This is a genomic window from Bradyrhizobium sp. LB11.1 (genome assembly GCF_040549385.1).
GTDB lineage: Bacteria > Pseudomonadota > Alphaproteobacteria > Rhizobiales > Xanthobacteraceae > Bradyrhizobium.
The window spans coordinates 157,613-173,349 of sequence record NZ_JBEPTH010000013.1 but is presented as its reverse complement, the minus strand read 5'-3'; the positions used below and the strand labels follow the sequence as shown (position 1 = coordinate 173,349).

12 protein-coding genes are annotated in these 15,737 nt (G+C 63.3%); 8 read left to right on the top strand and 4 right to left on the bottom strand.

Annotated elements, in window-relative coordinates; all coding sequences use genetic code 11:
* Positions 1-345: 345 nt before the first annotated feature.
* Both ABIA96_RS28685 and bioB read left to right on the top strand, forming a co-directional pair.
* Positions 346-1,314 carry an alpha/beta hydrolase family protein gene (locus ABIA96_RS28685; RefSeq protein ID WP_354140395.1) on the top strand — a complete coding sequence of 323 codons (969 nt, stop codon included), beginning with the start codon at positions 346-348 and terminating at the stop codon, positions 1,312-1,314.
* Between the two features lie 162 nt (positions 1,315-1,476).
* Positions 1,477-2,478: a biotin synthase BioB gene (gene bioB, locus ABIA96_RS28680; protein ID WP_354140394.1), complete on the top strand. Its 1,002-nt coding sequence runs from the start codon at positions 1,477-1,479 to the stop codon at positions 2,476-2,478.
* A gap of 369 nt (positions 2,479-2,847) precedes the next feature.
* Here the strand turns inward: bioB and frc are convergent, their stop codons facing one another.
* The 4 genes from frc to ABIA96_RS28660 form a co-directional block, all read right to left on the bottom strand.
* Entirely contained in the window at positions 2,848-4,125 is a 1,278-nt protein-coding gene (frc, locus tag ABIA96_RS28675) for a formyl-CoA transferase (protein ID WP_354140393.1), read from the bottom strand.
* 64 nt (positions 4,126-4,189) lie between these two features.
* Positions 4,190-5,923 (bottom strand): oxalyl-CoA decarboxylase, encoded by a 1,734-nt coding sequence (gene oxc, locus ABIA96_RS28670; RefSeq protein WP_354140392.1) that lies wholly within the window; start codon positions 5,921-5,923, stop codon positions 4,190-4,192.
* 74 nt (positions 5,924-5,997) lie between these two features.
* On the bottom strand, positions 5,998-6,693 hold the full coding sequence (locus ABIA96_RS28665; RefSeq protein ID WP_354140426.1) for a GntR family transcriptional regulator: 696 nt from the start codon (positions 6,691-6,693) through the stop codon (positions 5,998-6,000).
* Positions 6,694-6,770: 77 nt separating this feature from the next.
* Positions 6,771-6,992 carry a hypothetical protein gene (locus tag ABIA96_RS28660; protein ID WP_354140391.1) on the bottom strand — a complete coding sequence of 74 codons (222 nt, stop codon included), beginning with the start codon at positions 6,990-6,992 and terminating at the stop codon, positions 6,771-6,773.
* Between the two features lie 47 nt (positions 6,993-7,039).
* Here ABIA96_RS28660 and ABIA96_RS28655 point away from each other — a divergent pair, with 47 nt between their 5' ends.
* The 6 genes from ABIA96_RS28655 (at position 7,040) to hyi (ending at position 15,603) form a co-directional block, all read left to right on the top strand.
* Positions 7,040-9,169, top strand: coding sequence for an acetate--CoA ligase family protein (locus tag ABIA96_RS28655; RefSeq protein WP_354140390.1), 2,130 nt, complete (start codon positions 7,040-7,042; stop codon positions 9,167-9,169).
* Between the two features lie 57 nt (positions 9,170-9,226).
* Entirely contained in the window at positions 9,227-10,066 is an 840-nt protein-coding gene (locus ABIA96_RS28650; protein ID WP_354140389.1) for an IclR family transcriptional regulator, read from the top strand.
* A gap of 108 nt (positions 10,067-10,174) precedes the next feature.
* A complete protein-coding gene (locus ABIA96_RS28645) occupies positions 10,175-10,975 on the top strand; it encodes an NYN domain-containing protein (protein WP_354140388.1) in 801 nt (266 codons plus the stop codon).
* An 85-nt stretch (positions 10,976-11,060) separates the two neighbouring features.
* Positions 11,061-12,863, top strand: coding sequence for an adenine deaminase C-terminal domain-containing protein (locus ABIA96_RS28640; protein WP_354140387.1), 1,803 nt, complete (start codon positions 11,061-11,063; stop codon positions 12,861-12,863).
* 152 nt (positions 12,864-13,015) lie between these two features.
* Positions 13,016-14,806: a glyoxylate carboligase gene (gene gcl, locus ABIA96_RS28635; RefSeq protein ID WP_354140386.1), complete on the top strand. Its 1,791-nt coding sequence runs from the start codon at positions 13,016-13,018 to the stop codon at positions 14,804-14,806.
* A gap of 11 nt (positions 14,807-14,817) precedes the next feature.
* Positions 14,818-15,603 (top strand): hydroxypyruvate isomerase, encoded by a 786-nt coding sequence (gene hyi, locus ABIA96_RS28630; RefSeq protein ID WP_354140385.1) that lies wholly within the window; start codon positions 14,818-14,820, stop codon positions 15,601-15,603.
* Positions 15,604-15,737: the final 134 nt, after the last annotated feature.

The window sequence follows — 15,737 nt, the reverse complement described above, 5'->3', positions numbered from 1 at the left end:
GTTCTTCCTCTTGCATTGCTGGGCGCGAACTCGGGTCTGCGGCCCAATCATGTCACGAGGACGAGCGGGATGGCGCCGATCCTACACAGCCTTTCGATTTTTTGCGGAATCCTGTTCGGAGCGCCAGCCGCCGATTGTCGCAGCGGCGACTCTCCCCAGGCCAGACGATGGGGGCGAACTTCAAGCCGCGGCGAAGCAGCTCTTCCCGAAGGTGTCCGGCGCGCTCCTTTGCGGCGTCAACGTCAGATCGCTGCGGATGCCCGGCGCGGAGCAGAGAACGATCGAAGCCACAATTCCGCTGTCGTTCGCCGCTCAACTCCGGCGCGAAATCAAGGGGGGCGTCCGTTGCGCAGGACGATTTGGGCTTTCGCCATCGCACTCTGCTGTCTTGGGCTGCCTGCCAAGGCGGCAGGCATTCAGCTTCTCCAATCCGATCCGGCGCTGTCAGGCGCGATCTGGTATCCTTGCGCGGCGGAGCCGACGCATGTGGCGCTCGGCAGTCTCTCGGTCGGCGCCGATTTCGACCTGAAGGGCGCAAGGGATTGTCCCATCACGGGCGCAAAGCTCCCCCTCATCGTCTTCTCGCACGGCCGGGGCGGATTTTTCGGTCAGCATCACGATACGGCCGAGGCGCTGGCCGACGCCGGCTTCGTGGTCGCCGCCATCAACCATCCCGGCGACACCGCCAATGACTCCTCGCAGCGCGACAGGCTGTCGATCCTGGGATCGCGCCCGGCGGACATGGTGCGCCTGCTCGATTTCATGTTGAAGGACTGGAAGGACAGGGCGGTGCTCGATCCCGTCAAAGTCGGCTTCTTCGGCTTCTCACTCGGAGGCTTTACCGGCTTCGTCCTGATGGGCACCAAGCCTGATTTCGCGAGGGTCGCCGGCCTCTGCAAGGAGACGACCGGCGCATGCGCGGAGCTGCACAATGGCGAGACGCCGCCTGACCCGATCCAGGACGCGCGTATTCGCGCCGCTGTCATCGTTGATCCCGCGCCGGGCCTTCTGACCCAGAAGAACCTCGCCGTCGTCAAGGTGCCGTTCCAGTTCTGGCGCTCGCAGTTGGGCGGCCCAGGCGTCGGCGATGGCTCGGGCACGGCGCGCGTCGCAAACGGCCTGCCCGGCACGCCCGAGATTCATGTCGTGCCGGCCGGCCACTACGCTTTCCTCGCACCTTGCTCGGCCGAACTGGCGGCAGCCATCCCGCGTATCTGCACCGATACGCCGGCGGGGTTCGACAGGGCAGGCTTTCACCGCGAGTTCAACGCGGCGGTGGTGAAGTATTTTCATGAGCAGTTGGGAGAGCGCTGAGCGTTTGCTGACACTGCGGGTCTCCTCGTTACGCCAAGATCAGATCGCCACACTCCGGTCCCATTCCGCTGACAGTTCCACTGCACTTTGGAATCGGCATTGCGGCCAGCGCGAAGCTCGCGAAGGAGCGATGGTCCCGCCGCATTGTCAGGAGATGTCTAAATGCTCGGCACGAGAGAAGGGGAGACCAACATTCCCTCACAAGAAAAATCCCGGGGACCTCGGAAACAGGCTCCGGGATGGACCAGCCAGGACGCCTGGACGGTCTATCAGCTTCCCTTCAACGATCTGTTGTTTCGTGCACAATCCGTCCATCGCGAGCATTTTGACCCCAATCGCGTGCAGTTGAGCCGGCTCTTGAACATCAAGACCGGCGGTTGTCCGGAGGACTGCGGTTATTGCAGCCAGTCGTCGCATCACGCGACATCCGTTGCGGCCTCCAAGCTGATGGAGGTCGAGAAGATCGTTGCCGAGGCACGCAAGGCGATGGAGAGCGGCGCGACGCGCTATTGCATGGGGGCGGCATGGCGTAACCCGAAGCCGCGTGACATGGATGCCATTGTCGAGGTCGTCGGCGCCGTGAAGCAGCTCGGGCTCGAGACCTGCATGACGCTCGGCATGCTCGACCGGGATCAGGCCGACCGGCTGAGCGCGGCCGGGCTCGATTACTACAATCACAATATCGATACCTCGGAGCGCTATTATCCGAGCATCGTCTCCACCCGCACATTCGACGATCGTCTCAATACGCTGGAGCATGTCCGTGAGGCCGGCATGAAAGTGTGCTGCGGCGGGATCCTCGGCATGGGCGAGAGCGAACAGGACCGCGTCGACATGCTGGTCACGCTCGCCAGCCTCCCGGAAGCGCCGGAGAGCGTGCCGATCAACATGCTGATCCCGATTCCGGGAACGCCGATGGCGAAGGCGCCGCCGATCGGTCCGATCGAGTTCGTGCGCATCGTCGCGCTCGCGCGCATCATGATGCCAGATTCCTTCGTACGGCTCTCGGCCGGGCGGTCGGCGATGACCGACGAGATGCAGGCGCTGTGCTTTTTTTCTGGTGCAAACTCGATCTTTGTCGGCGACACACTCCTGACGGCGGGCAATCCGCAGGACGAAGCAGATCGAACATTGTTCCGCCGTCTCGGGCTGGAAGCACTCTGACGCCCGATGATCGCAGAAGGCCACTGAGCGCTTTCCGGGTCACGCTCTGGCCATCGCTTGTTCTGCGCAGCGCCAGACTTCTCGATCTCGGCGACTTAGTCGTCGCTCAAGCCGAGCGCGTTTGCACAGGATCTCGTTGGTGTGCCGGACAGAATGCCCACGTTATCGGATGATGGCATAATGCCTCTGTTTTGGCCGACGGGTCAATGGAAATTCGTATAAGCAGAAATTTTCTGAGGCCAACGGTTGGCTACTGTGCATGGGGTTGTTTTTCAACTTTCAGTTCGGGCCGATGATTGCACGGCTTTGCTCTTGCAAAAAGGGCCGCCCCGAAGGGCGGCCCTTTTGTCTTGGTCGAGGCGGACCCGCTTACTCGGCGGCCTGCTTCTGCGGCGGGTCGAGCGCGCCGGACTTGTGGATGTCGGCGACCTGGTGGTCGCTGAAGCCGAGCACCGCGCGCAGGATCTCGTCGGTGTGCTCGCCGAGCAGCGGGGAGCGCTGCACGTCACTCGGAGAGTCCGACAGCTTGATCGGGTTGCCGACCGAGATGTACTTGCCGCGGGTGGGGTGATCGACCTCGACCACGGTGCCGGTCGCGCGCAGCGACTGGTCTTCCGCGATCTCCTTCATCGACAGGATCGGGCCGCAGGGGATGTCGTCCTTGTTGAGGATCTCCATCGCCTCGAACTTCGTCTTCGTCATCGTCCACTGTTCGATGCGGCCGAAGATCTCGTTCAGGCGCGGCAGGCGGGCCGCCGGCTTGGAATAGTTCGGGTCGGTCTTCCAGGTCGGCTCGCCGATCACGTCGCAGATCTTCTCCCAGACCGGGGCCTGGGTGATGAAGTAGATGTAGGCGTTGGGATCGGTCTCAAAACCCTTGCACTTCAGGATGCGGCCGGGCTGACCACCGCCGGAATCGTTGCCGGCGCGCGGCACGGCATCGCCGAACGGAATGCCTTCGCCGAACTGGCTGTATTCCTTGAGTGGACCGTGGGCGAGGCGCTGCTGGTCACGCAGCTTGACGCGGGCGAGGTTGAGCACGCCGTCCTGCATCGCGGCGGTGACCTTCTGGCCCTTGCCCGAATGGGTGCGGTGATAGAGCGCGGTGACGATGCCGAGGGCGAGATGCAGGCCGGTACCGCTGTCGCCGATCTGCGCGCCGGTGACGAGCGGCAGGCCGTCGCGGAAGCCGGTGGTGGAGGCGGCGCCGCCGGTGCACTGCGCGACGTTCTCATAGACCTTGCAGTCTTCGTACGGTCCGGGACCAAAGCCCTTGATCGAGGCGACGATCATCTTCGGGTTGATCGCCTGGATCTTCTCCCAGGGGAAACCCATGCGGTCGAGCACGCCGGGGCCGAAGTTCTCGACCAGCACGTCGCACTTCTTGATCAGCTCGGTGAGGACTTCCTTGCCCTTCGGGTTCTTCGTGTCGAGCGTGATCGAGCGCTTGTTGTGGTTGAGCATGGTGAAATACAGGCTGTCCACGTTCGGGATGTCCTGCAGCTGGCCGCGGGTGATGTCACCCACGCCCGGGCGTTCCACCTTGATCACGTCGGCGCCGAACCATGCGAGCAGTTGCGTGCAGGTCGGTCCGGACTGAACGTGGGTGAAGTCGAGAATGCGAACGCCTTCGAGCGCTTTTGTCATGATGTTGCTCCGTACTTTGTCTGCCCCTGCGAACCACAGGGAATAAAAGGTTGAAGGGGAGGACTTACTTCTTCTTCTGCAGAACGCTCTGCGGATTGAGGTTGCCGATGCGGCCGCTCTCAGAGCCGGCTGCCGGATCGATCACCGCGTTGATGAGCGTCGGCTTGCCCGAGGCCATCGCCTCGCTGACGGCGCGCTTCAGTTCATCCGGCGAGGTCGCGTTCACGCCGACGCCGCCAAAGGCTTCCATCATCTTGTCGTAACGCGCGCCCTTGACGAACACCGTTGTCGCCGGATCGGCGTTGACGCTGTTGACGTCGGTGCCGCGATAGATGCCGTCATTGTTGAAGATGACGATGCAGATCGGCAAATTGTAGCGGCAGATGGTCTCGACCTCCATGCCGGAGAAGCCGAAGGCCGAGTCGCCTTCCACCGCGAGCACGGGGTGGCCGGTCTCGAGCGCGGCCGCAATCGCCTGGCCCATGCCGATGCCCATCACGCCCCAGGTGCCGACGTCGAGACGCTTGCGCGGCTTGTACATGTCGATGACGCCGCGGGCGAGGTCGAGCGTGTTGGCGCCTTCGTTGACGAGGATCGCCTCGGGATGATCCTTGATGACGTTCTTCAGCACGCCGAGTGCGCCGTGATAATCCATCGGCGATTTGTTGTTCATCAGCTTCGGCGCCATCTTGGCGACGTTCTCGTCGCGCTTGGTCACGATGGCCTTGGTCCATTCGGCGGGCGGGGCGGTCCAGCCCGAAGCGATCGCCTGATTGAAGGCAGAGACAACCGAGCCGATGTCGCCGACGACGGGCGCGACAATCTCGACGTTGGAATCCATTTCCCTGGGCTCGATGTCGACCTGGATGAACTTCTTCGGGGCCTCGCCCCAGCTCTTGCCCTTGCCGTGCGAGAGCAGCCAGTTCAGCCGCGCGCCGATCAGCAGCACGACGTCGGAGTCCTTCAGCACCGTCGAGCGGGCCGCGCCGGCGCACTGCGGATGCGTGTCCGAGAGGAGACCCTTGGCCATGCTCATCGGCAGGAAGGGAACGCCGCTCTTCTCGACGAAATTTTTGATCTCCTCGTCGGCCTGCGCGTAGGCCGCGCCCTTGCCGAGGATGATGAGCGGACGCTTTGCGGCCTTGAGCACGTCGAGCGCGCGCTTGATGGAAGCGGGCGAGGGGAGCTGCGCGGGTGCTGCGTCGATCACCTTGACCAGCGACTTCCGGCCGGCCTCCGCGTTCATCACCTGGCCGAACAGCTTTGCCGGCAGGTCGAGATAGACGCCGCCCGGACGGCCCGAGACCGCGGCGCGGATGGCGCGGGCAAGACCAATGCCGATGTCCTGGGCGTGCAGCACGCGATAGGCCGCCTTGCACAGCGGCTTTGCGATCGCCAGCTGATCCATCTCTTCGTAGTCGCCCTGCTGGAGATCGACAATCTCGCGCTCGGAGGAGCCCGAGATCAGGATCATCGGGTAGCAGTTGGTAGTGGCGTGCGCGAGCGCGGTGAGACCGTTGAGGAAGCCGGGCGCCGAGACGGTGAGGCAGATGCCGGGCTTCTTGGTGAGATAGCCTGCGATGCCTGCCGCATAACCTGCGTTCTGCTCGTGGCGAAACGAGATCATGCGAATGCCGGCGGCTTGCGCCATGCGGCCCAAATCCGTGATCGGGATGCCCGGCACATTATAGATGGTGTTGATGCCGTTCAGCTTGAGCGCGTCGATGACGAGATGGAAGCCATCCGTCAGTTCCTGCTCGGTGCCCGGTGCTTCGGACTTGGTCGCGGTGTTCAGCATGGGCCTTGTCTCCCTGGTCTCAAGATGCCGTTTGGCTTTGCGGGCGAAATGCTTCGCCCTTCTGGTGAACGTTGCTAGGTGAAGAGTTCCTGACCGTGCGCTTCGACGTAAGCGGCAAGGCCAAGGGTATGGTCGCGGGCGCGCTTCTCGGCGAGCTCGGTGTCGCGTGCTTCCAGCGCCTCGATCATGCCGAGATGCTCGGGCAGGGACGTCGCGGTGCGGTCCTTGCGGCCGATCGTCAGCTGGCGATAGCCGCGCACATGCAGCAGAAGGTCGTTGGTGAGATCGACCAGCACCGAGGATTCCGACAGCGAGATCAGCGCCTGGTGGAAGGCGATGTTGGCGCGCGAATATTCCTCGACGTGATCCTGGGGCAGGCGGTCCTTGCCAAAATCCTTGAAGAAGTCGCGCAGCGCCGTGATGTCTTTCTTGCGGGCGGTGGTGGTGATGAGGCGCGCCGCCATGCTCTCCAGCGCCGCCCAGGCGCGGATCATGTCGACGATCTCGCTCTTGGTCCTGCGCACCACCATGATGCCGCGGCGCGGCACGGTTTTCACGAAACCATCCTGCTCGAGCATTGCGATGGCTTCGCGGATCGGCGTGCGGCTGACACCCAGTCGTTCGGACAACGCGCGCTCGTCGAGCATCACCGGCTCGGGCGTCGAGTAAATGTCCATCTTGAGGATGGCTTCCTTCAAGGCGTCATACGCCTTGTTCTTGAAGCTCGACTCCGGGGCAATACGAACGATTGCGATGTCTGCCTCGGCCATGTTCGGCAACGCCTTGGTTGGTTTCCGCAGTGACACGACGATTCTCCTCTGGTGGGAGTCGTCTTTTACAGGAATATTTACCGGAAAGTTTTTGGCATACCAAATACCAGAATGTCAAGCTGGCTATTTTTTGCGGCGTTGTAAGTGGTGCTCTGACTTGACAAGTTGGCTTCTGGCATACCAAATGCCATCGCTAGCCATTTTTGATCCAAGCTGGCGGAGTCATCAAGGCATTTCGCCGCTCCGTTCCGCAGCGCGGAACAGAGCGCGGCGATGGCAAATACCACGGGCAGCCGCATGACGCGCGCTTTGCAAAGCAAGAACTGAAGGTCAAGGGAGAAGCCATATGTCCAATTCCAAAGATGTCGTCCGCAAGGTCCTTGACCAGGTCAAGGCTGACAACCGCGCCAGCCTGACCGCCCCGGAAGGCAAGCTGGTCTGCGACGCCTACGGCATTGCGGTGCCGAAAGAGGGCGTGGCGAAGTCGGCGGGCGAGGCCGGCAAAATGGCGTCATCGATGGGCTTCCCGGTGGTGATGAAGATCGTCTCGCCGGACATACTCCACAAGACCGAGGCCGGCGGCGTCATCGTCGGCGTCAAGACGGCGCAGGATGCCGAGAAGGCTTACGAGACCATTCTCGGTAACGCCAAGAAGTACAAGGCCGATGCCAAGATCGAGGGCATCCAGGTACAGCAGATGCTGGCCGGCGGCACCGAGGTCATCGTCGGCTCGATCACCGACGGCTCGTTCGGCAAGCTGGTCGCCTTCGGTCTCGGCGGCGTGCTGGTTGAAGTGCTGAAGGACATTACTTTCCGCCTCGCGCCGGCGACCAAGGAAGACGCGCTCTCGATGCTCGATGGCATCCAGGCGCATGAGATTCTGAAGGGCGTGCGCGGCGGCGAGCCGGTGAACCGCACCGCGCTGGCCGACGTCATCGTCAAGGTCTCGCAGCTCGTCACCGATTTCCCCGAAATCGTCGAGCTCGACCTCAACCCGGTATTTGCGACGGCCAAGGACGCGATCGCGGCCGACGTGCGTATCGTCGTCGACTTCGCGTACGTGCCCAAGCCGAAGCCGCGCCCGACCCAAGAGATCGTAGCTGCCATGAGCCGCATCATGCAGCCGAAAGCGGTCGCCGTGGTCGGCGCCTCTGCCGAAGACGGCAAGATCGGCAACTCCGTGATGAAGAACCTCATCAATGGCGGCTACAAGGGCGACATCTATCCCATCCACCCCAAGGCCTCCGAGATTCTCGGTTACAAAGCCTACAAGAGCGTCAAGGACGTACCGGGCGTGATCGACACGGCGGTGTTCGCAATCCCCGCGAAGTTCGTCGCCGCGGCGCTGACCGAATGCGGCGAGAAGAAGATCCCGGGTGCGGTGCTGATCCCGTCGGGCTTCGCCGAAGCCGGTGCGCCGGAGCTTCAGGCCGAGATCGTCGAGGTCGGCAAGAAGTACGACATCCGCCTGATGGGGCCGAACATCTACGGCTTCTATTATACGCCCGCCAATCTCTGCGCGACCTTCTGCACCGCCTACGATGTCAAGGGCTCCGCGGCGCTATCGTCGCAGTCCGGCGGCATCGGCATGGCCATCATCGGCTTCTCGCGCTCGGCGAAAATGGGCGTCTCTGCGATCGTGGGCCTCGGCAACAAGTCTGACATCGACGAGGACGATCTGCTCGCCTTCTTCGAGCAGGACCCGAATACCTCGATCATCGCGCAGCACTGCGAAGACCTCAAGGACGGTCGCGCCTTTGCGGAAGCCGCCAAGCGCGTCTCCAAGAAGAAGCCGGTCGTCGTGCTCAAGGCCGGCCGCACCTCGGCCGGCGCCAAGGCGGCCTCGTCGCACACCGGCGCGCTCGCCGGCAACGACAAGATCTACGAGGACGTCCTGGCACAATCCGGCGTGATCCGCGCCCGCAGCTTGCGTCAGCTGCTCGAATTCGCCCGTGGCGTGCCCGTGCTGCCGACGCCGAAGGGCGAGAACGTGCTGATCATCACCGGTGCTGGCGGCTCGGGCGTGCTGCTGTCGGACTCCTGCGTCGATAACGGCCTGTCGCTGATGGCGATGCCGCGGGATCTCGATGCGGCCTTCCGCAAATTCATCCCGCCGTTTGGTGCGGCCGGAAATCCTGTGGATATCACCGGCGGCGAGCCGCCGATTACCTACGTCAACACGGTGAAGCTCGGCCTGTCGGACGAGCGCATCCATTCGCTGATCCTTGGCTACTGGCACACCATCGTCACGCCGCCGATGGTGTTCGCCCGTAACATGGTCGAGGTGAAGAAGGAGATGGAGGCGAAGGGGTTTGTGAAGCCGATCGTCGCCTCGCTCGCCGGCGACGTCGAGGTCGAGGAAGCCGCCGAATATCTCTACCAAAACGGCATCCCGGCCTACGCCTATTCGACCGAACTGCCGGTCGAGGTGCTCGGCGCCAAGTACAAGTGGGCGCGCGGGGCAGGGCTGCTCTGAGACGAAGACTCTTGCCTCTCCCCGTTCGCGGGGAGAGGTAAAAACGGTCAGGTCGCGATGGGCAAGACCATGATCCGGCGCAAACCACTCGAAACACGGTCGGCTGCGGATGCCGATCGTGACGGCGGCGTGCAGTCCGTCGACCGCGCGCTGTCGATCCTCGAGACTTTAGCCGAGGACGATGAGGGCTATCGCCTCAGCGATCTCGCCGTCCGCACAGGCCTGTCGGCCTCGACCGTGCACCGCCTGCTGGCGACGCTGGAAAGCCGCCGCTTCGTGCAGTTCGACCGCGCCGAATCCAAATGGCATGTCGGCGTGCGCAGCTTTACGGTGGGCGCGAGCTTTGCGCGACGGCGCAATTTCACTGCGCAGGCGATTCCTTACCTGCGCAAGCTGCGCGATCTCACCCGCGAGACCGCCAATCTTGCGGTCGTCGACGACGAGTTCATCATCGTGTTGACCCGCATGGAGAGCCGCGAGATCATGCGCTCGCTGACCAAGGTTGGCGGTCGCGTCGCGATGGTAACTTCAGGCGTCGGCAAGGCCGTGCTCGCGACCTATTCCGATGAGGATGTCGGCGCCGTCATCCGCCATCACGGCATGCCCAGGCTGACGGAAAAATCGATCGTGCGACCGGGAGACCTCTTTAAAGAGCTTGCGAGGGTCCGCAAGCAGGGCTTTGCGGTCGACGACGAGGAGGCGGAGATCGGTCTGCGCTGCGTCGCGGCGGTCGTCTATAACGCGCTCGCCGAGCCGCTCGCCGCGATCTCCGTATCAGGCATGACCAGCCGCATCACCGATGGGCGGTTGCCGGAAATCGGTCGCGTCGTGCGGGAGGTGGCAGCAGAGCTCACCGCAGCGCTCGGGGGCGTGACGCCGGCGATTAAGGCGGATTGAGCCAGGTTTGCGCTCCTTGGTGCCGTCTTCAGAAGAATCAGCTCTGGCGGCAAGCGCCCCGACATCGGTATATCCGTCCACCGTTGTCGCGACCTTTTGGGGAATATCATGCCTGCTGAGCTCCGTTCGCCCCGTCTCGCCGTCCTGATCGATGCCGACAACGCTTCTGCGAAGATCGCGGACGGACTGTTCGAGGAGATTGCCAAGATCGGCGAGGCCAGCGTTCGCCGCATCTATGGCGACTTCTCCAATGCGCGATCGAGGGGCTGGGCCGATATCTTGTCGAAGCATGCTATCATCCCGCAGCAGCAGTTCGCCTATACGACGGGGAAGAATGCCTCAGACATAACCTTGGTCATCGATGCAATGGACCTGCTTCACAGCGGCCGGTTCGATGGCTTCTGCCTGGTGTCTTCGGACAGCGACTTTACTCGTCTTGCGGCGCGCATCCGGGAACAGGGCGTCGATGTCTTTGGGTTTGGCGAGCACAAGACTCCAGAGAGTTTCAGGCAGGCTTGCCGACGGTTCGTTTACACAGAGAACCTGCTGTCCGGCACAGGGAACACCCAAGGCGCCGGGTCGAGGTCAACGCCGCTTCAGCCGCACGATGCCGCGACGCCTATCATCAAGAAGGTCATCACCCAGATGGAGAGCGAAGATGGCTGGGTTACGCTTGGAGAGGTCGGGCAGCAGCTCGCCAATTTGGCTTCCGATTTCGATCCGAGGACTTTTGGCTTCCGCAAGCTGAGCGACCTCGTGCGAAAGACAAATTCGTTCGAGATCGATGAGTCAAAAGGACGGTCCATGCGGATTCGGGTCAAGCCGGCTGCCGCACCACCGCTGAGGACGCGGAGCTCGCGCAGGCCCGCGAAGTCAGGGACGGCAGGCGGCTCGCCGCCTAAGGCGTAAGCAGGGCGTGCCGTTATATTTGAGCTTGCCCGGCTTGGCGCATGGCGTAACCATCGCTCGGCCGTAAAGCCAAGCGAGGGTTCCGATGTCCAAACTCACCCGCTTCACCGTCGCGCCGCTGCACGCGATGACGCGCCGTCTCGCCGATGTCGCCTCCGCGCGCGTCGCGCCCGACCTCGTCATAACGGGAGCACGCGTGCTCTCGACCTATTCGGAGCGGATCCATCCGGGACGGGAGGTCTGGATCACCGGTGGCCGCATCGCCGCAGTGAAAGCGGCCGGCGCAGCGAAGAAAGCATGGAGCGACGTGCCGCTCCATGACGCCGCCGGTGCTATCATCGCGCCGGGGCTGGTCGATCCGCACATCCACATCGAATCCTCGATGGTGACGGCCTGCGCCTATGCGGAGGCCGCGCTGCTGAACGGCACCACCACGATCCTTTGCGACAGCCACGAGATCGGCAATGTCATGGACGTCGCCGGCGTCGAGGCGATGCTGGAAGACGCGCGCGAAGCGCCGCTCTCGATCTTTTTGACGGTGCCGTCGACCGTGCCGGCAACCTCGGCCGCACTGGAGACCGCCGGCGGCGACCTCACGCCGGACAAGATTGCCGGCCTGTTCGATCGCTGGCCGGAAGCCGTGGGGCTCGGCGAGAAGATGGATTTCGTGCCGGTCACCATGGGCGACGAACGCAGCCATGCGATCCTTGCCGCCGCTTTGAAGCGCGGACGGCCGGTCTCCGGCCATGTCTACGGGCGCGAATTCGTCGCGGCCTATGCGGCGAGCGGCGTCACCGACACGCATGAGGCGATCGATCGCGACATCGCCGACGATCTGCTCGACGCCGGTGTTTGGATCTTCCTCCGCGGCGGGCCGCCGACGACGCCCTGGCATTCGCTGCCGCAGGCGATCCGCACCATCACCGAGCTTGGCGCGTCGCACAAGCGCACCGCCGTATGCACCGACGACCGTGACGCCGACGACCTCCTGCTGTTCGGCCTCGATTGGGTGGTGCGTGAGGCGGTGAAGGCGGGGATGTCGCCGGAGCAGGCCTGGTCGATGGGCTCGCTGCATGGTGCCACGCGCTTCGGCATGGAGGGCGACATCGGCGGGCTCGGTGGCGGCCGTCGCGCCGATCTGGTGCTGATGGACGATCAGCTCAAGCCGCAATCAACCTGGTATGGTGGCGAACTGGTCGTCGAGAACCGCAAGATCACGCCGCTTCTCGATCGGGCGCTGTCGCAGCGCTATCAATATCCTGACACGGCCTATGTCACGGTAAAACTGCCGGAGAGGCTCAAGCTGACGCCGGAGCTCCCGAAGAAGGCCTGCATCGTCAACGCGATCAAGACCGCACTGCCAGGCATCACGCTGATCCATGAAAAGGTCGCGATCGAGCCGGCCAAGGACTGGCCGGCGCTGTTCGCGCGCTACGGCCTGTGCTTCGTCACCGTGGTCGAGCGTCACGGCAAATCGGCCGGCAACGTCGCCTATGGCCTGCTCAAGGACTTTGGCCTGAAACGCGGCGCGGTTGCCTCCAGCGTCGGGCATGACAGCCACAACATCATCGTCGCCGGAACCAACGAGCCTGATATGCAGGTGGCGATCGCAGCCATCAAGGAGCAGCAGGGCGGCGTCTGCGTCGTTGCCGACGGGGAGGTGAGAGCGCTTGTCCCGCTGCCGATCGCGGGGTTGCTGTCGGACAAGCGCGTCACCGAGGTAGCCGAAGAGGTCAAGGTGCTGAAGAAGGAATGGGCGAAGGCCGGCTGCACCATCCCCTACATGGGCTTCAATTTGATTCCGCTATCGGTCATTCCGGAAATTCGCATCACCGACAAGGGCCTCGTGCTGGTGCCGCAGATGGAGCTCGCGCTGCTGTTCGAGTGATCTGCTTTCATGTATTTCTTGATCTAACTGCTTGAGAGGACCCTGATTTTTCCACGGCTGCCGCATCGTGGAAAATAAAATCGATTTCGTTGAGATCGCATCCTCCGCACCCGATGATCACGCTCGCTGAATTAAACCGAGCGAGGACCGATATGGCGAAGATGCGAGCTATCGATGCGGCCGTGCGCATCCTTGAGAAGGAAGGCATTTCGACTGCCTTTGGCGTTCCGGGAGCCGCGATCAATCCGCTTTACTCGGCGCTGAAGAAGCGAGGCTCGATCCGCCACATCCTGGCACGCCATGTCGAGGGCGCCTCGCATATGGCCGAGGGCTACACGCGGGCGAAGGCCGGCAATATCGGCGTCTGCATCGGCACGTCCGGGCCGGCCGGCACCGACATGATCACCGGGCTTTATTCGGCGATCGCCGATTCCATCCCGATCCTCTGCATTACCGGCCAGGCGCCGCGGGCGCGGCTCTACAAGGAGGATTTCCAGGCCGTCGACATCGAGTCGATCGCAAAGCCGGTGACCAAATGGGCGGTGACCGTGCGCGAGCCGGCGCTGGTGCCGCGCGTGTTCAGCCAGGCGTTTCATGTGATGCGGTCGGGCCGGCCGGGGCCCGTGCTGATCGACATGCCGCTCGACGTGCAGCTCGCCGAGATCGAGTTCGACGACGAGACCTATGAGCCGTTGCCCGTCTACAAGCCGACTGCGTCGCGAAAGCAGGTCGAGAAGGCGCTGGAGATGCTCAACGCGGCCGAGCGGCCGCTGATCGTGGCGGGTGGTGGCATCATCAATGCCGATGCCTCGGATCTGCTGGTGGAGTTCGCCGAGATCGCCAACGTGCCGGTCGTGCCGACGCTGATGGGGTGGGGCGCGATCCCCGACGATCACGTGCTGATGGCCGGCATGGTCGGCCTTCAGACCAGCCACCGCTACGGCAACGCCACGATGCTGGAGTCGGACTTCGTGCTCGGCATCGGCAATCGCTGGGCCAATCGTCACACCGGCTCGGTTGAGACCTACACCAAGGGCCGCACCTTCGTGCACGTCGACATCGAGCCTACCCAGATCGGGCGCGTGTTCAATCCCGATCTCGGTATCGTCTCGGACGCGAAGGCCGCGCTCGAGCTCTTCGTCACCGTCGCCAGGGAGTGGAGACGGTCCGGCAGGCTCCGCGAGCGCCAGGCGTGGCCCGCGGCCTGCCGCGACCGCAAGAAGTCGATGCTGCGCAAGAGCCATTTCGACAACGTGCCGATCAAGCCGCAGCGCGTCTACGAGGAAATGAACAAGGCGTTCGGTCGCGACACGACTTATGTCACCGTGATCGGCCTGTCGCAGATCGCCGGTGCGCAGTTCCTCGGCGTCTACAAGCCGCGCAACTGGATCAATGCCGGGCAGGCGGGGCCGCTCGGGTGGACGCTGCCGGCAGCACTTGGCGTGCGTGCGGCGTGTCCGGATCGCGACATCGTCGCGCTGTCGGGCGACTACGACTTCCAGTTCCTGATCGAGGAGCTCGCGGTCGGCGCGCAGTTCAATCTGCCCTACATCCACGTCGTCGTGAACAATTCCTATCTCGGCCTGATCCGCCAGGCCCAGCGTGGCTTTGACATGGACTATCACGTCCAGCTTTCTTTCGAGAACGTCAACGCGCCGGAGCTCAATGGTTACGGTGTCGATCATGTCGCGGTCGCCGAAGGCCTTGGTTGCAAGGCGATCCGCGTCACCGACCCCAAGGACACGCAGACAGCGTTTGCCACGGCGCGCGAATTGATGGCCAAGCATCGCGTGCCCGTGGTGGTCGAGTTCATCCTCGAGCGCGTCACCAACATCGCGATGGGGACGGAGATCGACAACATCGTCGAGTTCGAGGAGGTGCTGGACCTGCCGCTCGACGAGGTCGGGACCATCAGGCCCGGCGTGTTGCAGCCGGCAGAATAAGGGACAGCATCATGCCGAAATTCGCCGCCAACCTCACCATGCTCTTCAACGAGATGCCGTTTATCGACCGCTTCACTGCTGCGAAGGCGGCGGGTTTTGCCGGGGTCGAATATCTCTTCCCCTATGAGTTCGACAAGGCACTTTTGCGCGAACAGCTCGAGGCTCACGGGCTGACCCAGGTGCTGCACAATCTGCCCGCCGGCAACTGGGCCGGCGGCGAGCGCGGCATCGCGATCATGCCCGATCGTGTGGCCGAATTCCGCGACGGCGTGTTCCGCGCCATCGACTACGCCAAGGCGCTCGATTGCGCGCAGTTGAACTGCCTTGTCGGCATCGCGCCGGTGGATGCCGATCCGCGCGAGCTTCAGGAGACGCTGGTCGGCAACCTGCGCTTTGCCGCCTCGACGCTGGCGCGGGAGAACATCAAGCTGCTGGTCGAGCCGATCAATACGCTCGACATTCCCGGCTTCTTCCTCAACGGCACCGAGCAGGCGGTGCAGCTGATCTCCGAGGTGCGGTCGAACAATTTGTTCGTCCAGTACGACATCTATCACATGCAGATCATGGAGGGCGATCTCGCCCGCACCATGCAGGAATATCTGCCGCAGATCGCGCACATCCAGCTCGCCGACAATCCCGGCCGCAACGAGCCCGGCACCGGCGAGATCAACTATCCCTTCCTGTTCCGCCATCTCGACGCGATCGGCTATCGCGGCTGGATCGGCTGCGAATACAAGCCGCGCACCACGACGCTGGAAGGCCTGTCCTGGCACGCCGCCCAGACGTTTGAGACGTGAGGAAGACACTGAGGCGGTGCGCTCCCTCTCCCGCTTGCGGGAGAGGGCGGGGGTGAGGGTGTCTCCGCAATGGGACTCGTGCGTAGAAAATCCCCGGGCGGATAGAACCCTCACCCGGCACTCCGTGCCGACCT